At 67.2% G+C, this 23,402-nt stretch carries 18 protein-coding genes, 1 tRNA gene and 2 riboswitches; of the genes, 14 read left to right on the top strand and 5 right to left on the bottom strand.

The window, feature by feature from the left end; translation table 11 throughout:
* Positions 1-43 precede the first annotated feature (43 nt).
* The 4 genes from ABIB29_RS10300 to ABIB29_RS10285 are packed head-to-tail and all read left to right on the top strand — an operon-like array spanning position 44 to position 6,107.
* The gene (locus ABIB29_RS10300; RefSeq protein WP_354172435.1) at positions 44-1,696 is read left to right on the top strand and encodes an ABC transporter permease subunit; all 1,653 of its coding nucleotides are present in this window, start codon (positions 44-46) and stop codon (positions 1,694-1,696) included.
* Positions 1,693-2,667 (top strand): sugar ABC transporter permease, encoded by a 975-nt coding sequence (locus ABIB29_RS10295; RefSeq protein ID WP_354172433.1) that lies wholly within the window; start codon positions 1,693-1,695, stop codon positions 2,665-2,667. The genes ABIB29_RS10300 and ABIB29_RS10295 overlap by 4 nt, the downstream gene beginning before the upstream one ends.
* Positions 2,668-2,669: 2 nt before the next feature.
* Positions 2,670-4,706 carry a glycoside hydrolase family 13 protein gene (locus tag ABIB29_RS10290; RefSeq protein ID WP_354172431.1) on the top strand — a complete coding sequence of 679 codons (2,037 nt, stop codon included), beginning with the start codon at positions 2,670-2,672 and terminating at the stop codon, positions 4,704-4,706.
* Positions 4,707-4,739: 33 nt separating this feature from the next.
* Positions 4,740-6,107 carry an FAD-binding oxidoreductase gene (locus tag ABIB29_RS10285; protein WP_354172429.1) on the top strand — a complete coding sequence of 456 codons (1,368 nt, stop codon included), beginning with the start codon at positions 4,740-4,742 and terminating at the stop codon, positions 6,105-6,107.
* Positions 6,108-6,155: 48 nt separating this feature from the next.
* Here the strand turns inward: ABIB29_RS10285 and ABIB29_RS10280 are convergent, their stop codons facing one another.
* From ABIB29_RS10280 to ABIB29_RS10265, 4 genes are all read right to left on the bottom strand, one after another.
* Positions 6,156-7,574 carry a DUF4032 domain-containing protein gene (locus ABIB29_RS10280; RefSeq protein ID WP_354172462.1) on the bottom strand — a complete coding sequence of 473 codons (1,419 nt, stop codon included), beginning with the start codon at positions 7,572-7,574 and terminating at the stop codon, positions 6,156-6,158.
* 166 nt (positions 7,575-7,740) lie between these two features.
* Entirely contained in the window at positions 7,741-8,823 is a 1,083-nt protein-coding gene (locus tag ABIB29_RS10275) for an ABC transporter ATP-binding protein (protein WP_354172427.1), read from the bottom strand.
* 243 nt (positions 8,824-9,066) lie between these two features.
* Positions 9,067-9,894 (bottom strand): trehalose-phosphatase, encoded by an 828-nt coding sequence (gene otsB / locus ABIB29_RS10270; RefSeq protein WP_354172425.1) that lies wholly within the window; start codon positions 9,892-9,894, stop codon positions 9,067-9,069.
* Positions 9,884-11,293, bottom strand: coding sequence for an alpha,alpha-trehalose-phosphate synthase (UDP-forming) (locus ABIB29_RS10265; RefSeq protein WP_354172461.1), 1,410 nt, complete (start codon positions 11,291-11,293; stop codon positions 9,884-9,886). Before ABIB29_RS10265 ends, otsB begins: the two co-directional genes overlap by 11 nt.
* A gap of 289 nt (positions 11,294-11,582) precedes the next feature.
* On the opposite strand from ABIB29_RS10265, the gene ABIB29_RS10260 reads away from it, so the two are divergent.
* The 7 genes from ABIB29_RS10260 to ABIB29_RS10230 all read left to right on the top strand — a co-directional run bounded on the left by ABIB29_RS10260 (position 11,583) and on the right by ABIB29_RS10230 (position 16,436).
* Positions 11,583-12,473: a DsbA family protein gene (locus ABIB29_RS10260; RefSeq protein WP_354172423.1), complete on the top strand. Its 891-nt coding sequence runs from the start codon at positions 11,583-11,585 to the stop codon at positions 12,471-12,473.
* Positions 12,474-12,625: 152 nt separating this feature from the next.
* Positions 12,626-12,699, top strand: a tRNA-Thr gene (locus ABIB29_RS10255).
* A gap of 272 nt (positions 12,700-12,971) precedes the next feature.
* On the top strand, positions 12,972-13,862 hold the full coding sequence (locus ABIB29_RS10250; protein ID WP_354172421.1) for a hypothetical protein: 891 nt from the start codon (positions 12,972-12,974) through the stop codon (positions 13,860-13,862).
* 112 nt (positions 13,863-13,974) lie between these two features.
* The gene (locus ABIB29_RS10245) at positions 13,975-14,463 is read left to right on the top strand and encodes a GyrI-like domain-containing protein (RefSeq protein WP_354172419.1); all 489 of its coding nucleotides are present in this window, start codon (positions 13,975-13,977) and stop codon (positions 14,461-14,463) included.
* Between the two features lie 211 nt (positions 14,464-14,674).
* Complete coding sequence (locus ABIB29_RS10240) at positions 14,675-14,977, top strand: DUF4193 domain-containing protein (protein ID WP_354172418.1); 303 nt, start codon at positions 14,675-14,677, stop codon at positions 14,975-14,977.
* A 248-nt stretch (positions 14,978-15,225) separates the two neighbouring features.
* Complete coding sequence (locus tag ABIB29_RS10235) at positions 15,226-15,771, top strand: AMIN-like domain-containing (lipo)protein (RefSeq protein ID WP_354172416.1); 546 nt, start codon at positions 15,226-15,228, stop codon at positions 15,769-15,771.
* A gap of 185 nt (positions 15,772-15,956) precedes the next feature.
* Positions 15,957-16,436, top strand: a complete 480-nt coding sequence (locus tag ABIB29_RS10230) for a Dps family protein (RefSeq protein ID WP_354172414.1) — start codon at positions 15,957-15,959, stop codon at positions 16,434-16,436.
* 100 nt (positions 16,437-16,536) lie between these two features.
* Here the strand turns inward: ABIB29_RS10230 and ABIB29_RS10225 are convergent, their stop codons facing one another.
* Positions 16,537-18,264, bottom strand: coding sequence for an MFS transporter (locus ABIB29_RS10225; RefSeq protein WP_354172412.1), 1,728 nt, complete (start codon positions 18,262-18,264; stop codon positions 16,537-16,539).
* A gap of 82 nt (positions 18,265-18,346) precedes the next feature.
* On the opposite strand from ABIB29_RS10225, the gene ABIB29_RS10220 reads away from it, so the two are divergent.
* The 3 genes from ABIB29_RS10220 (at position 18,347) to gcvT (ending at position 23,389) form a co-directional block, all read left to right on the top strand.
* Positions 18,347-18,886, top strand: a complete 540-nt coding sequence (locus ABIB29_RS10220) for a TetR/AcrR family transcriptional regulator (RefSeq protein WP_354172410.1) — start codon at positions 18,347-18,349, stop codon at positions 18,884-18,886.
* Between the two features lie 191 nt (positions 18,887-19,077).
* Positions 19,078-19,176: riboswitch (glycine riboswitch) on the top strand.
* A 1-nt stretch (position 19,177) separates the two neighbouring features.
* Positions 19,178-19,294: riboswitch (glycine riboswitch) on the top strand.
* Positions 19,295-19,333: 39 nt separating this feature from the next.
* A complete protein-coding gene (gene gcvP, locus ABIB29_RS10215; RefSeq protein WP_502915589.1) occupies positions 19,334-22,228 on the top strand; it encodes an aminomethyl-transferring glycine dehydrogenase in 2,895 nt (964 codons plus the stop codon).
* Positions 22,229-22,240: 12 nt separating this feature from the next.
* Complete coding sequence (gene gcvT / locus ABIB29_RS10210) at positions 22,241-23,389, top strand: glycine cleavage system aminomethyltransferase GcvT (protein WP_354172406.1); 1,149 nt, start codon at positions 22,241-22,243, stop codon at positions 23,387-23,389.
* Positions 23,390-23,402 lie beyond the last annotated feature (13 nt).

Genomic DNA, 23,402 nt, shown 5'->3' with positions numbered 1-23,402 from the left:
TTCCTGCACCACCACCTGCTTCTCCCAAGGACCGTAGACAGCCATGACAGATACCGAACTCCGCCAGGCCGGCACCCCGGCCTCAGCAACGGACCCGGACGGCTCCGGCTCTGCCGGGCGGCCAGGCCGCCCGGGCGCCGGGCGCCGCCGTTTCGGCCCGGACACCACCAAAGGCACCGTCGCCAAGATCGTGCTGCTGGGCCTCGTGGACGCACTGGCCGTCTACGTCCTGATGATGCTGTTTCTCGCCGAGTCGTGGGGCGCCCTGGCAGTCTCCTCCGCCGTCGTCCTCGCGATCAACTGGATCTACCTGCGCAAGGGTGGACTCCCCGCGAAGTATCTGGCCCCCGGTGTGCTGTTCCTGCTGGTCTTCCAGGTCTTCGTCGTCCTGTTCAGCGGCTACATCGCCTTCACCAACTACGGCGACGGCCACAACAGCACCAAGGATGACGCGATCGCCGCCATCCAGCTCACAGCACAGAAACGCGTCCCCGATTCGCCGGCCTACAAGACGGCGGTCCTCGCCAAAGACAATTCCTTCTACCTGCTCTTCACGGACCCGGCCGGCAAGGTCTCGCTCGGTAGTACGGAGGCGCCGCTTGAGGCCGTTTCCGGCGCCGGCAAGGACTCCACCGGCAAAGCCAACGCCCTGGACGGCTACCGCACCCTGAACTTCCAGGAAATCGTGGCGAACCAGCAACAGATCCTGGACATCACCGTCCCCGTCTCCGCCGACCCGGCCGACGGCACCCTGCGGACCGCCGACGGTAGCAACGCCTACCAGTTCAAGCCGGCGCTGACGTACGACGCCGCGGCCGACACCTTCACCGACACCGAAACCGGCGCGCTCTACCGTGACAACGGCGAGGGCGCCTTCGCGGCCAGCAACGGCGAGACGCTCACCACCGGCTGGAAGATCGACGTCGGCATGGAAAACTTCGCCCGCGCCTTCACCGATCCCAGCCTGCGCGGTCCGCTGCTGGGCGTCATCCTCTGGACGTTCACCTTCGCCGTGACCTCCGTGGCGCTGACCTTCGCGATGGGCCTGTTCCTGGCCATGACCTTCAACCGCGAGGACCTGCGCGGCAAGAAGGTGTACCGGATCCTGATGATCCTGCCCTACGCCTTCCCGGCGTTTCTGTCCGGGCTCGTTTGGTCCGGCATCCTCAACCCGCAGTTCGGCTGGCTTAACCAGACCCTGCTGGGCGGGGCCACGATCGGCTGGCTCACGGACCCGTTCCTGGCCAAGATCAGTGTGCTCGTGGTCAACCTGTGGCTTGGCTTCCCGTACATGTTCCTGGTCTGCACCGGGGCCCTCCAGTCGCTGCCGACGGAGCTGGACGAGGCCGCCCGGATGGACGGCGCCGGCCCGTGGCGGGTGTTCCGCTCCATCAAGCTGCCCTTGCTGCTGGTCTCCATCGCACCGCTGCTGATCTCGTCCTTCGCGTTCAACTTCAATAACTTCAACGTGATCTTCATGCTCACCGGCGGCGGCCCGCGCTTCGCGGACACCGACCGGGACATCGGAGCCACGGACATCCTGATCACGCTCGTCTACAAGGTGGCGTTCGGGCAGGGGACGGGGCGTGACTATGGCCTTGCCAGCGCCCTGGCCATCATCATCTTCATCATCGTGGCCACCGTTTCGGCCATCAGCTTCAAGCAGACCAAGGCACTCGAGGACGTGAACTCATGAACGGGTCAGCACCAAGGACCGTCAGCACGGCGGCGGCGGCTTCGGCCGGCGTCGACGACGCAGCAACAGGGCGCACCACCGACGTCGACCAGCTCCGCTCGCTGCGGCGCCGTCGCCCCTTCGGCGCCTGGTTCAAGGACAAGGGCTGGCGCCACCTGGTCGGCATCGCCGTGACCATCTTCGCGATCTTCCCGCTGCTGTACGTGCTCTCCGCGGCGTTCAACTCCACCGGAACCCTCGTGGGCTCCAACGCCCTGTTCAGCCGGATCGACTTCGGCAATTTCACCGAGCTGTTCAACAACCCTGCGCGGCCCTACGCCCGCTGGTTCATGAACACCATGGTGGTGGGCGTCGTGACGTCCGCGGCCACGGTCTTCCTCGGCGCCATGGCGGCGTACGCGTTCTCCCGGATGCGCTTCAAGGGCCGCCGGATCGGCCTGCTCAGCCTGCTGCTGCTGCAGATGTTCCCGCAGCTGCTCGCCGTCGTCGCGATCTTCCTGCTGCTCAGCGGCATCTCCGAGGTCATCCCGGCACTCGGCCTCGGCAGCCAGCTCGGACTCATCATGGTCTACCTCGGCGGCGCCCTGGGCGTGAACACCTACCTGATGTACGGCTTCTTCAACACCGTCCCGACGTCCCTCGACGAGGCGGCCAAGATCGACGGCGCCAGCCACACGCAGATCTTCTTTGGCATCATCATGCGCCTGGTCACCCCGATCCTGGCCGTGGTGGGCCTGCTGTCCTTCATCGGAATCTCCGGCGAATTCGTGATCGCCAGCGTGGTGCTCACGGACCCGGACAGCCAGACCCTCGCCGTCGGCCTCTATTCCTTCGTGGCGCAGCAGCGGTCTGAGAACTGGGGGGTGTTCGCCGCAGGTGCCGTGCTCGCCGCCGTGCCGGTCATGGCACTGTTCCTCTTCCTGCAGCGCTACATCGTCAGCGGCCTCACCCAAGGCTCGGTGAAGGGCTAGGCATGACCGGGCTGGGCATGACGGGGCTAGGCATGACCGGGCTGGGCACCTTGGGGCTGCTGCCGCACCACGACGGCTCCGGCCTGCACGCCCCGCAGCAGGTGTCGCTCGGCGATACGGCCCGGCTGCGGATCCGGGTTCCCGCCGGCTGGGGACGCGCCGCCCGGGTCTGGCTGCGCTCGATCCAGGACGGTGAGCCCCGCTATGAGCCCTGCACCGACGGTGGCGAGGCGGACGGCTGGGCCTGGTGGGAGGCGCCCATGACGGTCACGAACCCGGTGGCCCGGTACCGCTTCCTGCTGGAGGTCCCGGCTGCGCCGGGAGACCTGAGCTACTGGAGCCTCAACGCGCAGGGCCTCTTCAGCCGGGACGTCTCGGACTACGCGGACTTCCGCCTGAGCACGTTCCCGGCAGCGCCGCGGTGGCTCCGCACGGGCACGATGTACCAGATCTTCCCGGACCGCTTTGCCCGCTCCGCAGCCTCGGCCGGCGGCGTGCCTGCAGGTCATCCCGGCCCGGACCTCCCCGTCAGGGCCCCCGTCCCGGACTGGGCGGTGGAGTGCAGCTGGGACACCACCCCGGTGGAGGGCTCCGGCCCGCAGACCCCCTACCAGTTCTACGGCGGGGACCTCGCGGGCATCACCGAAAAGCTCGACCACATCCAGCGGCTCGGCGCGGACGTCATTTACCTGACGCCGTTCTTCCCGGCGCGCTCCAATCATCGCTACGACGCCGCCACCTTTGCGTCCGTGGATCCGCTCCTCGGCGGGGACCAGGCCCTGGTGGAGCTGGTCCAGGCTGCCCACGCCCGCGGCCTGAAGGTGATGGGCGACCTCACGGCCAACCATTCCGGCGACGCCCATGAATGGTTCCGGCGCGCCCTCGCCGAACCTGCCTCTCCCGAAGCGGGCTACTACTACTTCAACGACGACCACACCGAGTACGAAGCCTGGTACGGCGTCGCCTCGCTGCCCAAACTCAATTGGGCCTCGGAGGGGCTGAAAGAGCGGTTCGTCCTGGCTGACGACTCGCCCGTGGCCCGCTGGCTCAAGCCTCCCTTCAACCTCGACGGCTGGCGGATCGACGTCGGCAACATGACCGGCCGGCTCGGGGCCACGGACCTGAACCAGGACGTGGCCCGGCTGATCGCCGGCAGGGTCCGGGAGATCAACCCGGAGGCCGCGCTGCTGGCCGAAGCCACCAACGACGCCGCCCCGGACTTCAGCGGTGAACACTGGCACGGCGCCATGACGTACTCCAACTTCACCCGTCCGTTGTGGTCCTGGCTCACCGGCGACGCCCGGCACGTCAATTTCTTCGGGACCCCCTTGCCCGGCCCCAACCGGACCGGCGCCGAGGATTTTCTGGCCACCCATCTGGATTTGGCGGCCGCCTTCAGCTGGGACGTCCGGCAGCAGAACATGAACGCGCTGAACAGCCACGACACTGCGCGGGCCGCCACAGTGATGATCGACGGCGGCCAGCGGCTCGGCGCGGTGCTGATGTTCACGCTGCCCGGCGTGCCGGTGGTGTTCGCAGGCGACGAGTTCGGGCTCAAGGGACACAACGGGGAAGCGTCGCGGACGCCGATGCCCTGGAACGACCCGGGCCGGGTCCTTGCGGACCTCCGGGATGACTACGCCGCGCTCGCCGCGCTGCGCCGGGACCAGCCCGCGCTGACCGGCGGCGGAATCCGCTGGCTCTACGCGGAGGGCGACGCCCTGGCGTTTGTGCGGGAAACGGCCGGAAGTTCCATACTCGTCGTCGTGACCCGGGCCGCCGCGGACGTTCACCTGGCGCCGGGAACCCTGACCGGCGCCCAGCACCTGGCCCTCGCGGGGGATCCCGCGTTCGGCACAGCTCAGCTCAGCACAGCTCACCTGGCGGCCGGGCAGACCAGTTCCGATGGGGCCTCCACCGGCACCCTGGTCAGCACCCGGGGCCCCGCGGCTGGGGTCTGGGTGCTGCCCGGCACCCCGCTGTCCCGAGCCACGCCGCAATCGACAGCCCGCTCCGGCGCTCCCGGGTCCGCGCCTTAGACTGAAAGCCGGATTCGACGAACTGGAGACCGCATGAGCATCATCGACGAGCTCACCTCTGCCCTGGGCCCGGCCAAAGTGGCCGTGGATGCCCCCACGCTGACCGTCTACGCGGTAGACCAGGCGCCGGTGCTGGACTACCAGCTGCCGCAGGCCGTGGTCCGGGCCGAATCCGTCGAAGACGTCCAGGCCACTGTCCGCGCCTGCGCCGCCAGCGGGGTTCCGCTGGTGGCCCGGGGCGCCGGGACCGGTGTCTCGGGTGGTGCGCACGCGAGCAAGGACTGCGTCGTGCTGAGCCTGGAACGGATGAACTGCATCCTGGACCTCAACCCCGACGACGAAACTGCCGTCGTCGAACCCGGGGTCATCAACGCGGACCTCAACACAGCCGCAGCGGTCCATGGACTCATGTACGCCCCCGACCCGGCCAGCTACAAGCAGTCCACCATCGGCGGCAACGTGGCCACGAACGCCGGCGGCCTGCGCTGCGCCAAATACGGGGTGACCCGCGACTCGGTGCTGGCGCTCGACGTCGTGCTGGCGGACGGCTCGCTCATCCACACCGGCCACCAGACCTTCAAAGGGGTTGCCGGCTACGACCTCACCGGGCTCTTCGTCGGCTCCGAGGGGACGCTGGGGATCGTCGTCGGAATCACCGTCCGGCTCAAGTACCTCCCCCAGGATGTGCACACAGTCGCCGCCTTCTACCCGGACTTCCGCAGCGCCGCGGCGGGCGTCCTGGCCGTGGGCAAGGCACGCGTGCAGCCAGCCATCATGGAACTGCTCGACAGCGGCACCCTGGCCCAGCTCGACGCGCTCCACGGCTCGGACCTCGCCGCCAGGGGACAGTCCCTGCTGCTGATCCAGACCGACGGCTTCGGCGCTGCGGCGGAGGCAGCGGCGATCCGGCCGGTCCTCGTGGCCGGCGGCGCGGTCGTGACCATGGAGGCCAGCGCGGAGGCGGAGCGCCTGGTGGAGTTGCGGCGCAACAGCCGCGGCGTGGAGGTCGACGACGAATACCGCGTGGGCGAGGACGTCGCCGTCCCGCGCTCCCGGCTGGTCGACTACGTGGAAGCCCTCGAGACCATGGCGGCAACGCACGGGGTCAAGCTCAAGGTGGTGGCGCACGCCGGGGACGGCAACCTGCACCCCACCTTCTGGGTGGACCGGGTCGACAAGACCGTGGCCGCGGACGCCATGACGCGCCTCGGCGCTGCCCTGGACGAATCCATCACCGTGGCGCTGGCCATTGGCGGCACCATCACCGGGGAGCACGGAATCGGCCAGTACAAGCTGCGCTGGCTGGGGCTGGAGCAGAAGGAACCGGTGCGCGAACTGCAGCGCCGGATCAAGGAACTCTTCGACCCGGCCGGCATCCTGAACCCCGGCAAGGCGATCTAGCACGGCTGTGCCACGAACGGAACTCCCGGAGAACGGCGCCGCGGCAGCCTAGTCGTCGGAGTCCGGGTATTCGTCGACGGACTCGTCGGCGCCGTAGCGGGATTCCTCCGTTTCCACCTCCAGGATCTTGAGCAGCCCCGTGTCCGGGTTCAGCATAATGGCCGCCTCGTCCCGGCGGTGGCGCAGCTCGGAGTCAATGTAGGACTGCACGGCTTCGGCCAGCGGGATATGCCGGTTCTCCTTCTCGGACATGTACCAGCGGTGCTCCAGGATCTCGTGCACGGCCTCCGCAGGCTCCAGCTTCCCGGACAGGTCGCGGGGGATGGAACGGACGATCGGTTCGAAAATCTGGCTGACCCACAGGTGGGCGCTGTATTCCTCGTCCATCCCGGGGTTGTTGTCCGCACGGAAGGAGTCCATGTCATTCAGGAGCCGGCGGGCCTGGTTTTCCTGGGCGTCCAGGCCGGTCAGGCGCAGCAGCCGGCGCTGGTGGTGGCCGGCGTCGACCACCTTGGGCTGAAGCTGGATCGTGGAACCGTTCTGCGTCGTCTTGATTGCGTATTCCTCGACGTCGAACCCCAGCTCGTTGAGCTTCCGGATGCGGGCCGCCACCCGCCAGCGTTCACCGATCTCGAACGATTCCTTTTCCGTCAGCTCGGTCCAGAGGCGCCGGTAGCTGTCCATGATGAGTTCACTCGTGGCCACGGGGTCCACTTTTTCCTCGATCAGGCCGCCGTCGAGCAGGTCCATGAGTTCACCGGCGATATTGACCCGGGCGATTTCCAGATCGTATTCGCGCTGCCCCGTGGACAGGTCCGGATACAGCTCGCCGGTCTCTGCGTCCACGAGGTAGGCGGCGAAGGCGCCGGCGTCGCGGCGGAACAGCGTGTTGGAGAGCGAGACGTCGCCCCAGTAGAACCCGATCAGGTGCAGGCGTACCAGGAGCAGCGCCTGCGCGTCGATCAGGCGGGTAAGCGTGTCCTTGCGCAGCATCTGCGAGAAGAGGGCGCGGTACGGCATGGAGAACTTCAGGTGCCGGGTGACCAGCACGGGGTTCAGCGGCCGGCCGTCCGGCGTCGTGCGGCCGGTGATGACGGCGACAGGTTCCACGCAGGGCACATCCAGCCGGGCGAGCTTGCGGAGCATGTGGTACTCGTGGCGGGCCACGTGCTCCGAGGTTTCCTTGATGGCGATGACGGAGCCGCCAAGGTGGGCGAAGCGCACGATGTGGCGGGAGATGCCGCGGGGGAGCGCGGCGAGGTTTTCCGCCGGCCAGTCCTCCAGGGCGATGTGCCAGGGCAGGTCCAGCAGTTCCGGCTCGGTGGCGGCGGCGGTGATGCTCAGCGAGCTCGACGCCACAGACGCCTTGCTGTCGTTGGCGCTGGCGGCTTCGAACCGGGGCAACTTGCCGATCTGACCGTAGTCGGTGGGTTCGTCGTGCCAGCGGGCACTGTTGTCCTCGGTGATGTGGTTGTCCTCGGTCATGAGCCAATTCTTCCGTACTAAGGGCGGCGGCCCTAACGAAAGGGTGCTGCCAGGCAAGTTAAAGCCCGACGGCGGCCCTCCAGAGGGGAGGACCGCCGTCAGTCGTGCAGTGCCGGTGGGTGGGCCCGAGCCGGCGGGTGGGTGGGGACTAGTCGCCCAGGCGCAGGCCCGTCTTGGTGTCGAACAGGTGCACGTGGCCGGACTGCGGGCGGACGTAGATGGACTCGCCCTTCATCGGGGGGCGGCGGCCGTCGACGCGGGCCACGATGTCGTGGCTCTTGCCGTCCAGGGTGGTGTGGCCGTAGACGTAAGCGTCGGCACCGAGTTCTTCGACGACGTCGACCTCGACCTGGAGGCCTTCACCTGCGGCGACCTGCTCAAGGTCCTCCGGACGGGAACCAAGCGTGACAGTCTTGCCGCTGGCCTCCTCGAGGACGTTGTGCGGCACCGGGTAGATGGTGCCACCGAACTGCACGCCGCCGTCGACGACGGGAAGCTCCAGCAGGTTCATCGCGGGGGAGCCGATGAAGCCGGCCACGAAGACGTTCTTGGGCTTGTCGTACAGGTTGCGCGGGGTGTCGACCTGCATCAGCAGGCCGTCCTTCAGCACGGCGACGCGGTCGCCCATGGTCATGGCCTCGACCTGGTCGTGGGTCACGTAAACCGTGGTGACGCCCAGGCGGCGGGTCAGGGACGCGATCTGCGTGCGGGTCTGCACGCGGAGCTTTGCGTCAAGGTTGGACAGCGGCTCATCCATGAGGAAGACCTGCGGGTTACGCACGATCGCGCGGCCCATGGCGACACGCTGGCGCTGGCCGCCGGAGAGTGCCTTCGGCTTGCGGTCCAGGTATGGCTCGAGGTCCAGGAGCTTGGCAGCTTCACGGACTCGCTCGGCGCGCTCTTCCTTGCTGACGCCGGCGATCTTTAGGGCGAAGCCCATGTTGTCCGCGACCGTCATGTGCGGGTACAGGGCGTAGTTCTGGAAAACCATGGCGATGTCGCGGTCCTTCGGGGGGACGTCGGTGACATCGCGGTCGCCAATCAGGATCCGGCCGGCGTTGACGTCCTCAAGACCTGCGAGCATGCGCAGGGAGGTCGACTTGCCACAGCCGGAGGGTCCAACGAGGACCAGGAATTCGCCATCGGCGATTTCAATGTTGAGCTTGTCAACAGCGGGCTTATCCGTGCCCGGGTACAGACGTGTTGCGTTATCAAAAGTAACTGTAGCCACAGTTATCAATCCCTTCACCGGCAGGTACGTGCCGGACGATCCGTAGTGAATGGTCTTATTCTTCAGTTGTTAATTCAGTTATCAGCACCTGGTCGTGCGTATACTCCCCGGCCGAAGCCGAGGTGTATCCAATGACGCCGCACGGTAGTTGTGCGCCACATCACAACTAGAGTATGTCATATTTTTGGTTAATGGGCCAAAGTGTTGCGGATGTCACACGTGATTCGGCTTACTCGGTGTCCGCTATGAGGTACTGTCCGGCAGTCCGAGGGCACGTCTGCGTTCCCGCAGCAGAGCCTCCAGCAGCTCGGAAACGTGCGCCGGCGCTTCGATCCGGAACTGGGCCTGGGTGAAGTCCAACCCGACCTTCACGCCCAGGTCCCCGGGGAGCAGGCGTGCCAGGGCGTCCTCGTCGGTGGTGTCATCGCCTGCGAAGACCGTGGCCGTGGCGCCGGTCGCCTGGCGCAGGAAGGAGACCCCTTCCCCCTTGGAGGCGTGGACCACGGAGGTCTCCAGCACGCGGTTGCCGCTCTTCAGGTACACCCCGGGCCGGTCCTGCAGCGCGGCGCGGGCGGCGGAGACAGCGTCCTCGGCGACATCGTCCGCGGCAAGCCGGGTGTGCAGGACGACGCCGGCCGGCTTGTCCTCCAGCAGGGTTCCCGGCGCCACCTCCACGATGCCCTCCAGCTCGCGCCGGACCTCGGCGAGCAGTTCCCGGCGGGCGTCATCGAGTTCCAGTTTCGAGGACCCGGGTCCCATCCAGACTTCGGCGCCGTGGCTGCCGATCAGCAACGTCTTCTCCGGGGGGAAGGCGACCGCCCGGAGGCTGTCCAGGGCGCGCCCGGAGATGAGCGCCGTCGTCGTCCGCGGCAGTTCGGTGAGCGCGGCGAAGGCCGCGGCCGAGCGGGGGAGGGCGCGGGCATCCCCGGCATGGTCCACCAGGGGCGCCATCGTGCCGTCAAAATCCATGGCGACCAGCAGGTGCTCCGTGGCGGCGATGCGGCGCAGGGCCTCAAGCAGGTCCGGGGCGAGCGAGAGCGGGGTCTGTTCCGGGGAGAGCTCAGGAGTCATCGCGGATTACCTTTTCTTCGAGCGCGCTCAGGAAGTCCGAGGACCAGAGGTCAACGTCGTGGTCCAGGATCTGCTTGCGCATCGAGCGCATGCGGCGCGCGGCTTCCGCAGGCTGCATGTTGACGGCCTTCATGATGGTGTCCTTGAGGCCGTCGATGTCGTGCGGGTTCATCAGCAGGGCCTGCTTGAGCTGGTCCGCGGCGCCGGCGAACTCGCTCAGCACCAGGGCGCCGTCGTTGTTGGTCCGGGCCGTGACGTATTCCTTGGCCACGAGGTTCATCCCGTCCCGCAGGGCGGTGACGAGCATGACGTCAGCCGCCAGGTAGAGCGCGACCATTTCCTCGATCGGGTAGTTGTGGTGCAGGTAGCGGACGGCGGTGTTTTGCAGGGTGTCGTAGGTGCCGTTGATGTGGCCGACCGTGCCCTCGACTTCTTCGCGCAGCAGGCGGTACTGCTCCACCCGTTCGCGGCTGGGGCTGGCGACCTGGATCAGGGCGGCGTCCTCCACCGTCACCTTGCCGTCCGCCAGGAGTTCCTCGTAGGCCTTGAGCCGGTGCCGGATGCCCTTGGTGTAGTCGAGGCGGTCGACGCCGAGCAGGATTGTCTTGGGGTTGCCGAGATCCTGGCGGATCTGGCGGGCGCGCTCGATGATTTCGGGTTTCCGGGCGAGTTCGCTGATCTGCTGGACGTCAATCGAGATCGGAAACGCCTGGGCGCGGGCGATATGGGTGGTCTCGCCGTCGCTGCCCTTGACGTGGACCTGCTGCTGCTTGACGCTGGCGCCGAGGAAGCGGCGGGCGGAACGCATGAAGTTGCCGGCGTCGCTGCTGCGCTGGAAGCCCACCAGGTCGGCGCCGAGCAGCCCATCGATGATGGCGCGGCGCCACGGCAGCTGGGCGAAGATCTCCGGCGGCGGGAAGGGGATGTGGTTGAAGAAACCGATCTTCAGGTCCGGTCGCGCCTCGCGCAGCATCTTCGGGACAAGCTGGAGCTGGTAGTCCTGCACCCAGACGGTGGCCCCGCGGCCGGCGTGGTGGATGACGGCGTCCGCGAACCGGCGGTTGATCTTGCGGTAGGAGTCCCACCAGGTCCGGTGGAATTCCGGCGGGGCAATCACGTCATGGTAGAGCGGCCAGAGCGTGGAGTTGGAGAAGCCCTCATAGAAGAACTCGATGTCATGCGTGCTCAGCTGGACGGGAACGAGATCGATGCCGCCGTGGCTGAAGGGCTGGACATGCTCATCTGGGGCGCCGTGCCAGCCGACCCAGGCGCCGTCGGTCTTGGTCATCATGGGGGCCAGGGCGGTGACCAGGCCGCCGGGGGAACGGCGCCAGCCGTCCTCGCAGCCAGGTTCGTCCGCGGAGCAACGGTCGACCGGCAGACGGTTGGACACGACCATGAAGTCATACTGTGCGTCCGGATCGGTGCCGCTGGCGCCGTGCGCGCCGGTGCCGTGCGCGACCGCGGCTGTGGATTCTGGATCCGATTCGGCGTGTTTGGTTGCCTGCATTGGTGCTCCCTGGGGTTCGCTCGTGGCTCCTATCCACCCTAGCCCGGCGGAATCTTCTGTGCTATTCGTCCGTTGGGAGGCGGGGAGGAAAGTTGAAAGCGCAAGTTCCCAGATTTCTCCCCTAAAATGATGAATTGCCACCCAGTGGATATCACCGGCCGATCGACCCGAGGAACTAATGAGCCCCGCAAACGAACCCCGTCAGTCCAAAACAGAGCGAACTGCCGCGGCCCGCGAGAAAGCCCGTGAAATCCGCGAGGCGCAGGTCAAAAAGGACAAGCGCAACAAGTTGCTCATCGGCTGGGGCATCGTTGCCGCCGTCGTGGCCATCATTGTGGTGGTGGCGCTGGTCGTCACCTCGAACATCCAGAAGAACGCCCCGATTGCGGACGAGGGACCCACCCCGGCCAACGGCAACGTCTACGGCGGCGTCACGCTGCTGGCCAACTCGGAGGTCGCGAAGACCGAGCCTGCGACCGTCCGGGTCGCCGACATCCCCGCTCCGGCGGAAACCCCGCCCGCCGAGGTGACCGCTCCCGGTGCCGAAGCTGAGGCCGGCAAGCCGGTCAAGGTGGTCCTCTACATCGACTTCATCTGCCCCGTGTGCAAGAACTTTGAGACCCAGTACAACGAGACCCTCACGAATCTTCGCAACGAAGGCAAGATCAGCGTGGAATACCGCCCGCTGGGCTTCCTGGACACCCGCTCCACCACGAACTACTCCTCCCGTGCGGCCAACGCCGCAGCCTGCGTTGTGAACGAATCGCCGGAGAAGTACGCGGACTTCGTCAATGCATTGTTCGAGAAGCAGCCTGCTGAAGGCGGCGCCGGCATCTCGGATGCGGATCTGAAGAAGATGGCCACCGACGCCGGGGCCAAGAGCATCGAAACGTGCGTGGACGAGAAGACCTTCCGTCCGTGGGTGAAGTACACCACCCAGCAGGCGGCCTCCATCGGTGTCACCGGCACGCCCACCGTGTTCGTTGACGGCAAGCAGTGGGGCAAGGGCGAGAGCGCCCAGACCCCGTTCGAGGAATTCCTCCAGGCCGCCGTCGACGCCAAGCAGTAGGCGGCAGGACCCAACGGCAAACTGCAGGCCCGGTTCCGGATTCTTCCGGAGCCGGGCCTGTTTTTATCACCGGCCATCCGTGGGCTAACCTTATCTAGCGCCATGGCGCCAGGCCCCTCACGGCGGCCCGGTGCCCGCGGGCGCACAGGAATGCCTCCTTAGCTCAGTTGGCCAGAGCACCGCTCTTGTAAAGCGGGGGTCGTCGGTTCGAATCCGACAGGGGGCCCACTAAGAACCGCGCCGTCACTGGGAAATTGACCCGGTGGCGGCGCGGTTTTGTTTGTCCTTCCAGTGGGGTTTTCTGGCTGCGCCCTCCCCACCTTGCGTCGTCAAGATCTGACCCATTACAGGCCGGACTACCGTGGCACAGAACGGTCCCTTTGTGGACAATGTTCCTACAGCGCGCATCACGTCGGATGGTTTGCCCAAGCCATCCGAGGCATTTTATTGACCGGCCTGCCGGGACAACCGGCAGACCTGAGTTATTTGGGGGACACCATGACCGCTGAACGCCTGCACCTTCGCCGCGGCAAGGCCGCCGGCTTAACCCTGCTCACTCTGGCCGTCCTGTTGTCCGGCTGCACGACCGCGGCCCCCGCCCAGCCCGGTGCAACAACCGGGACCCCCACCCAGACGACCGTCTCGTCCCCGGCTTCCGCCCCCTCCGCACCGGCGGGCCCGGCGTCGAATGCCCTGACGGGCAGCGCGCCGTACCAGGCCCTGACAGCGGAGCAGCAGCAGAAGATCAGCGTGCTGGAAGCCATGGACCAATCCACGTTCGAGCAGCAGAGCCGGGATGACCAGCTGGCCTACGGGGCGTTCCTTCGGGAGGTCTACCGGGAGGACGCAATCGGGGGGGAGGCCGGCAACGCGCCGAAGGCCACGATGGCGGCCGCCAAGAAGGTGTCCCGGACAAGCACGGGTGCCGAGATCATCGACGATGAACTGCTCAAGGAAGCGACCGCCCGACGAAGCGTCGAGCCTGACGGCGCCGACGAGGGCGCCGGCACCACTCCCGCAGCGACCGGCAGCAACTACGCCAAGATGGCGCCGTCGCGGGTTTCGCCCGTCTTTCCCGCGGCCTACGCCGAAGTCTCCGCGCCGTCCGCCCCGATCCAGGAGACTGTGTTTTCGGGCCTCTCGGACCCGCAGCAGATGCTTATTGTGGACGAATCCAACAACTTCATTCCGTATGACGGCTCCTGGGAGCAACTTGAGTTCAAAGTCCTAGAGCTGCAAAACACCGAAACCCAGGCGAGCAACCAGTTCTACTTCGCCTATACGCCCTTCACGGATATCCGCGGGGCCAAGGACGGCGTCTGGATCCTGATGTTCAACGCCCAGGAGGAGCAGGAAAAATGGATCCCCGATCTGTCCGTGATCGACTGATTTGCAACCGGCACCAAGCCTCCGGCGGGGGTGCACGGCGCCGGGTGCGGACGCTTCGCCGGAGGGACGTTAGGCCCTAGACCACGGAATCCGCACGGCGGAGTCTGGGCGTATGACTGAAACGACTCCGGACCAGACTCCGGACATCAAGTCCACCCAGCTTCAGGAACAGTCGACGGCGGTGCTGCGCGAAACCGTGCCCATGAACGGGCTGCGCGAGTTCTTCAGCCGCGCGTACAGTTCGGTAATGAGTGCGGCGGAACAACAGCACGTCCAGCTGGCCGGGCCGCCCTTCGCGATGTACCGCGGAATGCCGACCGACGTCGTCGACGTCGAGGCGGGCTTTCCGGTGGCGGCGCCGTTTCCCGGCGGGGACGACGGCGGTGTGACCGCGGGATCCCTTCCTGCCGGACGGGCCTTCGAAGCGATGCACGTAGGCCCCTACGAGACTCTCCCCGAAACGTACGGGGCGATCATGGCGAAGATGCAGGCCGAGGGCCTGACGCCGAGCAACGCGATGTGGGAGTACTACCTCAGCGACCCCGCGGCGGAGCCGGACCCGGCAACCTGGAAAACGCTCATCATCTGGCCCGTCGCCTGAGCGGACAGCCAGCCGTGCCGGTTGCCCGGAAGCGAGGCGCGCTGGGCCTCTCCGGCGCTCTCCGGCGGGCCCGGTCTGTCCCCTTCGCAGGGCCGCGTGACGCAAAGTGTCTGATTCGCCACACTTTTCTTCAAGTGCGTGCATAATGTCCTAAACTGCTTCACTGAGGTGCCTGAAATGGCGCTGCGCAGCAACGAAAGTGAACCCCTAAATGGCTACCGATTACGACGCACCACGCAAGACAGAAGAAGAGTCTCCCGCTGAATCGCTGGAGGCACTTCAGGCGTCCCGCGGCGGCGGCGCCCAGACTGCTGTCATCGATGTCGATGAGAACGACACCGCCGAAGGCATCGACCTTCCCGGCGCTGATCTTTCCGGCGAAGAACTGACCGTCATTGTTGTTCCCGAGCAGACCGATGAATTCACCTGCTCCTCCTGCTTCCTGGTCCGACACCGGTCCCAGGTGGCCAAGGAAAAAAACGGCCTGAAGTACTGCCGCGACTGCGAAGGCTAGGGGACCTTCCACCGCGCATCACCACTTCACAACTTTCCAGCAAGGCACCGCGAAGCGCCGGATTCCGTAAGGGACCGGCGCTTCGCCGTTGCCCGGAGTTTCCCGGGCCGCCCGGCGACGGCGCGCAACCGTCCTGTGACCCGGCGCAGAGCAGCCTAACGGTTGGACGCACATCAGGCTTACCCCTCGATTCTGGCCGGAAACGCTCCTATTCTGGAGCTATCTCATCTCTCGAGGGGGCGGCCCACATGAAGAAGTTCCGGGTATGGCTGGTGGCTATCCTGATGGCTGTCGGATCGGGGCTCGTGGCGCCCGGTCCCGCTGCAGCGGCTCCCTACTGCGGACTGGTGTGGGGGTCGCTGGTGAAGGCGGATCCGGCGATGAGCCAGGCGCAGGTGACGAATGTCCGTACGGGGCAGCACTACTGCTTCGACCGGCTGGTCATCGACCTCAACGGGCCCGTCGCCGGCTACACCGTCCGCTATGTTCCGCAGGTGGCGCAGGACGGTTCGGGATTCCCTGTCCCGCTGCGGGGCCAGGCGTTCCTCCAGATCACGGCCAACGCCCCGGCCTATGATGACAACGGCAACGCCACCTACAACCCGGCAGACCGGAACGAACTGAGCAACGTCAGCGGTTACCAGACGTTCCGGCAGGTCGCCTGGGCCGGCAGCTTCGAAGGCTATTCAAGCCTTGGCCTTGGGGTCCGGGCACGGCTGCCGTTCCGCGTGTTCACCCTGGAAGGTCCGGACGCGGGCTCACGGCTCGTGATCGACGTCGCGCATTTCTGGTGAGCCCCGCCCGGGCGGCTGGCTGCGCCGTCCAGGGAGCGCCCGCCGTCGTTAGTAAGCCGACTTAGTAAGCTGACCGAGAAATTATCCGGGGACCGTCGCGGTCCTGTTGCGCCCTGCGGTAGCGTCGGAGATATCGGACCTAGCGATGCCGGATGCAACGGTATCGCACCTACTCAGGAGGACGCATGAAAGCTTCACCGACCCTCACGACGAACCTGCAGGCGGTGCTCGTTGACCTGATCGAAATTCACGTTCAGGGCAAGCAGGCCCACTGGAACATCGTCGGAACGAACTTCCGGGACCTTCACCTGCAGCTGGACGAGATTATCGAATCTGCCCGCGCCTTCGCGGATGATCTGGCGGAGCGCATGCGCGCCCTTCACGCTCTTCCGGACGGCCGCAGTTCCACGGTGTCCAAGTCCACCTCGCTCGCCGAGTTCCCCAACGGCCTGATCAACACCAAGGACGCCATTGAGCGGATCGTGGCGGCCTTGGAGGCTGCTGTCGGCACCATGCGCAAAGTCCATGACGAAGTGGACGAAGAGGACCCCACCACGGCGGACCTGCTGCACGAGTTTATTGCCAAGTTTGAGCAGTACGCCTGGCTGGTCAACGCGGAGACGATGCGGGCCAACTCCAGTGTCACCACGGCGGACAGCAAGTAGCGTTCCCCCGCGGTCCCCAGCGCCCGGCCCCGGTTCCCACCGGCGCCGGGCGCTGGGCGTTTAAGCCGCCCTGCCGGCTCGGGGCGTTCCAGTCGCCAGGCTACTTGGCGGTCGGCACCTTCCGGAGCGCGACGGCGGCAAGCACTGATGCCCCTGCCATGAGCACGAGGGCGATAGTGGCCGTGATGTGGACGCCGGAATCGAATGCCGACCGGGCGGCGGTCATCACGGCCTCCGCCAGCGGTCCCGGCAGGGCCTGTGCCAGTTCCACGGCCCCGGCGAGCGTCTCGCCCGCCTGCGCTGATGCCTCAGCCGGTGCCGCGTCCACGGCGCCGGCCGGAAGCCGGAGATTTCCCTGGTAGGAAGCCGTCAGGATGGAGCCGAGGATGGCCGTGCCCAGCAGGGAACCGATTTCGTAGCCGGTCTCGGAAATCGCGGCCGCCGCCCCGGACTTCTCTGCCGGGGCGGCGCCGAGGATCAGGTCGTTGGAGATGGTCTCCGCGGCGCCGACGCCAAGGCACAGCACCAGCAGGGCAGCCAGCAGCAGCGCCGGGCCGTTGCCGTGATCGCCGAAAGCCACGAGGAAGTAGCCGCCGGCGCTCAGGAGCAACCCGCCGGCGACCACGAAACCGGGGCGGACCTTCTTTACCAGCGGCACCACCAGCAGCCCGGCCAGGACGGTGGCGATAAGCGCGGGGACCATGGCGACGCCGGATTCCGAGGGGGACTGTCCCTCGAGCAACTGCAGGTGCTGGGCAAGGAAGAGGATGAAGCCGTTGAAGGAGAACAGCGCCAGCACGTTCGCGATGATGGCGGTGCTGAAGACCCGGTTGCCAAAAAGGCTGAGATCCAGCAGCGGAGCGGTGCGGTTTCGTTCCGCGGGGTTTCGTTCCGCGGGGCTTCCCGCGGCGGGGCTTCCGGCGGCGGGGCTTCCGGCGGCGGGGCCGCCCGGTACCGTGCCGTGTGCCGCGGCGTCCAGCGGCAGGCTCGCCGCCAGGAGCTGCCGCTGCCGCCGGATGAAGACGTAACCCATCAGCAGTCCAAAGGCGACGGCGGCCAGCGGTTCCAGTGCCAGTCCGTGCGTGGCCAGGATTTTGATGCCGTAGACCACCGGCACCATGACCAGCAGGGACAGGAGGATGCTGGGCACGTCCACCCGGCCCGGGTTCGGGTCCCGGGATTCCGGGATCAGGGCCGGACCCAGGACCAGCAGCGGCAGGATGATCGGCACGGCAACCAGCAGCACCGCGCCCCACCAGAAGTGCTCCACCAGCCAGCCGCCGAAGATCGGGCCCAGGGCGGCACCGCCGGAGAAACCGGCGGCCCAAATGGCCACGGCCAGCCGGCGCCGGTTGGGCTCGGGGAAGATGTTGCGGATCAGGGAAAGGGTGGAGGGCATCAGCATGGCGCCGAAGAACCCCAGCCCCGCACGCCCGGCAATGAGCCATTCCGCGCTGGGGGCAAAGGCCGTGACCGCCGAGACGGCAGCGAAGCCCGTGCTGCCGATGAACAGCAGCCGGCGGCGGCCGATCCTGTCACCGAGGCTGCCCATCGCCACGAGGAGACCGGCGAGGACCAGGGGATAGGCGTCAACAATCCACAGCAGCTCCACGCCGGAGGCGTCGAGGCTGCGCGCGATGGCGGGCAACGCGAAGGTCAGGGCCGTGTTGTCGACGGCCACGAGCAGCACGGGGAACATCAGCAGTGCCAGCGCCAGCCAGTCGCGCCACGGCGCACGCGGCGCCGGGGGCTGTGTCGTTCCGGCGGCGGAGTTGCCGGCGGCGCAGTTGCCGACGGTGCTGCTGCGGGAAAGGGAAGTGTTGCTCATAGACATAACTGTACCGTCTGGACGGTATAGTTATGAAACTGAACGCAAGGACTTGGCCCCGCCACGGGGCATGATTGGAACCATGGCCAGAAAACCCGTCGCCCGCGAAGCCGTCCTTGACGCGTTCGAAGCCCTGCTCATCGAAGAGGGCGAACGTGCCGCGACGCTGGATGCCGTGGCCCGGCTGGCCGGCGTCTCCAAGGGCGGGCTGCTCTACCACTTCCCCAACAAGGAGGCGATGATTTCCGTCCTGCTGGAACGGCTGGACCGGCTGCTCGCCGAGGACCTCGCCGCCATGGCCGCCGCCCCGGAAGGCGCCGCGGCGTTCTTCATCAAGTCCTCCGTCTGGGCGGACACGCCGCTGGACCGGGTCTTCGTGGCCGCCACCCGGCTGGCGGAAGTGGCCCACCAGGAAACCTTGCGCCGGATGGCCGCGGTCCAGGCGAGCTGGCTGGAACTGCTGGCGGCCGACGTCGGCCCCGCCATGGCCAAGCCGGTTCTCTACATGGGCGACGGGCTGTATTTCAACGCCATGCTGGCGCGAGGCCCGGGCGGTCCGCTCCCGGAGGTCGGCCCCGACGTCGAAAGCCTGCTCACCGCCCTTGAGCGGCTCCGCCGCTGACCGGACCAGCCGCCCCGGCCCGCCGAAATCGCCGGACGCGTGCCGGGGTCGCGGGAACGTTACGGCGACACCGCAGCTTTCCCGCGACTCCGCGACCGACGGCGGCCCTGGCGCGTCACTGGTTTGCGGACGCGGGCCGGGCGTAGGACAATAGAGGCTGTGACTGTTGTCACGCCAACTTAATATGCCTTTGATCTGCGGCGGGAGAGTTCTGCAAGTAGGTACAAGCAGGCGCCGTAGGAGCAAACCCTCCCCAGGAATCTCTCAGGCCCATGTACCGCCGCGGCAAGGCAACTCTGGAAAGTAGCAGGCTGTCTTTTGACATGCTGTGCTCACCGACGGTGCAAGCGGAGCCATGCGAGAGCACGGCTGCGCGGAAACTCTCAGGTCCAATACAGAGTGGGGAGGAACCCGAATCAATGTGGCGTACCCTGCGCCGCCTTAGTTATGGAGTTCCTTGTGACTGTTACCTCAGCCTCCACGTCCTTCGTTGACCGGCACATCGGCGCCCGCCGCCAGGCCGACGTCGACGCCATGCTGAAGGCTGTCGGCTACGACACCGTCGATGCGCTCGTGGACACGGCCGTCCCGAAGGACATCCGGCAGGACTCCGCGCTGGCCCTCGGCCAGGCGCTCAGCGAAGTCGAGGTCCTCGCCGAGCTGCGCAAGCTCGCCGCGAAGAACAAAACCGCCGTCCAGATGATCGGACAGGGCTATTACGACACCCTCACCCCGGCCGTCATTCGCCGCAACATCCTCGAAGCCCCGGCCTGGTACACGGCCTACACCCCGTACCAGCCGGAAATCTCGCAGGGCCGGCTCGAGGCACTGCTGAACTTCCAGACCATGGTCCAGGACCTCGTTGGCCTGCCCATCGCCAACGCCTCGCTGCTGGACGAAGCCACCGCCGTCGCTGAGGCCGTGCTGATGATGCGCCGGGCCAATAAGAACAAGTCCGCCCACGACGGCAAGACCGTCCTCGACGCCGACTGCCTGCCGCAGACCATCGCGATCGTCAAGGGCCGCGCCGAGGCGCTCGGCTTCGAGGTTGAGGTCGCCGACCTCTCCAAAGGCCTGCCCGACGGCGTCATCAACGGCGTTGTCCTGCAGCAGCCCGGCGCCTCCGGCCGCGTCCTCGACCACACCGCCGTCATCGCCGACGCCAAGGAACGCGGCGCCCTCGTCACCGTTGCCGCGGACCTCCTGTCGCTGACCCTCATCACCCCGCCCGGCGAGCAGGGCGCCGACATCGCCGTCGGCTCCGCCCAGCGTCTCGGCGTCCCGCTGTTCTTCGGCGGCCCGCACGCCGCCTACATGGCGGTCCAGAAGGGCCTCGAGCGGTCCATGCCCGGCCGCCTGGTCGGCGTCTCCAAGGACAACGCCGGCGTCCCGGCCTACCGCCTGGCGCTGCAGACCCGCGAGCAGCACATCCGCCGCGAGAAGGCCACCTCCAACATCTGCACCGCGCAGGCCCTGCTGGCGATCGTCTCCTCCTTCTACGCCGTGTACCACGGCCCGGACGGCCTGAAGGCAATCGCTGAGACCACCCACGGCCACGCCCGGACCATCGCCGCCTCACTGAAGGCCGCCGGTCTGGACGTGCTGCACACCAGCTTCTTCGACACCGTCACCGTCTCGGTCCCCGGCAAGGCCGCCCAGATCCTCGCCGCCGCCGACGCGAAGGGCATCAACCTGCGCGGCATCGACGCGGACACCGTCGGCATCTCCGCCGATGAAGCCACGACGGCGGCCATCGTCGCCGACGTCGTCGCCGCCTTTGGTGCGACGGTGACCGAGCCTGCCGCAGGCTCGGACACCGCCTTCGCGCTGGATGCCGCCGTCGAGCGCACCTCCGAATACCTGCAGCACCCGGTCTTCAACACGCACCGCTCCGAGACGCAGCTGCTGCGCTACATCCGCCGGCTCTCGGACCGCGATCTGGCCCTGGACCGCACCATGATCCCGCTGGGTTCGTGCACCATGAAGCTGAACGCCACGGCCGAGATGGAAGCCATCTCCTGGCCGGAGTTTGCCTCCATCCACCCCTTCGCCCCGGAATCCCAGACCGCCGGCTGGCGCGAACTGATCGAGGACCTCGAAGCCCAGCTGACCGAGATCACCGGGTACGACCAGGTGTCCATCCAGCCCAACGCCGGGTCGCAGGGCGAGCTCGCCGGGCTGCTGGCCATCCGCGGCTACCACCTCTCCCGAGGCGACGCCCAGCGCACCATCTGCCTGATCCCGGCCTCCGCGCACGGCACCAACGCCGCCTCTGCGGTCCTTGCCGGGATGAAGGTCGTCGTCGTGGCCACCGCCGCCGACGGCACGATCGACCACGCGGACCTGCGGGCCAAGATCGAGCTGCACCAGGACGCGCTGTCCGCGATCATGATCACCTACCCGTCCACCCACGGTGTGTACGACGCCGACGTCCGCGAGGTCTGCGACGCCATCCACGCCGCCGGCGGCCAGGTCTACATCGATGGCGCCAACCTCAACGCCCTCGTCGGACTGGCCCAGCCCGGCATGTTCGGCGGCGACGTCTCGCACCTGAACCTGCACAAGACCTTCTGCATCCCGCACGGCGGCGGCGGCCCCGGCGTCGGCCCGGTCGCAGCCAAGGCCCACCTGGCACCGTTCATGCCGGGCAATGCAGCGGATCCCGCCAACGGCGAAAGCGGCACCCCGATCTCCGCCTCCCGCTACGGCTCGGCCGGTGTGCTGCCGATCTCCTGGGCTTACGTGAAGCTCATGGGCGGCCAGGGCCTCACGGAGGCCACCAAGTCCGCGCTGCTCGCAGCCAACTACATCGCGGCCCGCCTGAACGACTTCTTCCCCGTGCTCTACACCGGCGAAGGCGGACTCGTGGCCCACGAATGCATCCTGGACCTGCGCGAACTCACCGCCAGGACCGGCGTGACCGCCGAGGACGTCGCCAAGCGCCTGATCGACTACGGCTTCCACGCCCCCACCCTGGCGTTCCCGGTGGCCGGAACCCTGATGGTCGAACCCACCGAGTCCGAGGACATCGGCGAGATCGATCGCTTCATCACAGCCATGATCTCCATCCGCGCCGAGGTCGACCAGGTGGCACACGGCGCCTTCACCGTCGAGAACAGCCCGCTGCGGAACTCCCCGCACACCGCTGCCGCCGTCATCAGCAGCGACTGGGACCGCGAGTACGCGCGCGAGCAGGCCGTCTTCCCGGTCCACACGCTCAAGCAGGACAAGTACTTCCCGCCGGTCGGCCGGATCGACGGCGCCGCCGGAGACCGCAACCTGATCTGCTCCTGCCCTCCCCTCGAGGCCTTCGAGGACCACTCCGACGACTCCGCGAACTAAGGACAGCCAACGATGACTGAGAACTACACGGCACTCTACGAAGAGCATAAGAAGCTCGGCGCCTCCTTCACGGACTTCGGCGGGTGGCAGATGCCGCTCAAGTACAGCTCCGAACTGGCCGAACACCACGCCGTCCGCAAGTCCGCGGGCCTCTACGACCTCTCCCACATGGGCGAAGTATGGGTCACCGGCCCGGACGCAGCCGCCTTCCTGGACTACGCCCTGGTCGGCAAGATCTCCGCGATGGCGGTCGGCAAGGCCAAGTACTCGCTGATCTGCAACGAGGACGGCGGCATCATCGACGACCTCATCACCTACCGCCGCGGTGACCAGAAGTTCCTGGTGGTCCCGAACGCGGGCAACGCGAAGGTAGTGGCCGCGGCCATGGCCGAGCGGGCCGGTTCCGGCAAAGAGGGAGGATTCGACGTCACTGTTGAGGACGCCTCCGCTGTGACCTCGCTGATCGCGGTCCAGGGTCCCAAAGCCGAGGAGATCCTGCTGCGCCTTGTTCCGGCCGCGCAGCACGAACTCGTCACGGGACTGAAGTACTACGCCGCCGTTGACGTCCCCTTTATGTTCGGCGGCACCAGCCGGGAACTCCTCCTCGCCCGCACCGGCTACACCGGTGAGGACGGCTTTGAGATCTTCGTCGCGAACGACGACGCCGCCGCCCTCTGGCAGGCGCTCGTGGCCATCGCCGAGGACGGCGAACTGACACCCGCCGGACTCGCGTCCCGCGACTCGCTCCGGCTCGAGGCCGGGATGCCGCTCTACGGCAACGAACTCTCCGTCGACGGCGACCCGTTCACCGCCGGACTGGGCCCGGTCGTGGCACTCTCCAAGGAAGGCGACTTTGTCGGCAAGGCTGCCCTCGCCGCCAAGAAGGAAGCCGGCGCAGGCAACAGTACGGGCCGCAAGCTCGTCGGCCTCAAGGGCCTCGGCCGCCGGGCCGGACGCGGCCACTACCCGGTCCTGAAGGACGGCAACACCGTCGGTGAAGTAACCTCCGGCCAGCCCAGCCCGACCCTGGGCTACCCGGTCGCGATGGCCTACGTCGACGTCGAGTTCAGCGAACCCGGCAGGGCCCTGGACATCGACCTCCGCGGCAAGGCCGAACCGTTCGAAGTCGTCGCCCTGCCGTTCTACAAGCGCCAAAAGTAGACCTTAGATTTAG

The sequence above is a fragment of the Arthrobacter sp. UYEF36 genome (assembly GCF_040547025.1).
Lineage (GTDB): Bacteria > Actinomycetota > Actinomycetes > Actinomycetales > Micrococcaceae > Arthrobacter.
Note: the sequence above shows the minus strand (reverse complement) of the source record. Positions and strands in the feature narration are given on the sequence as shown.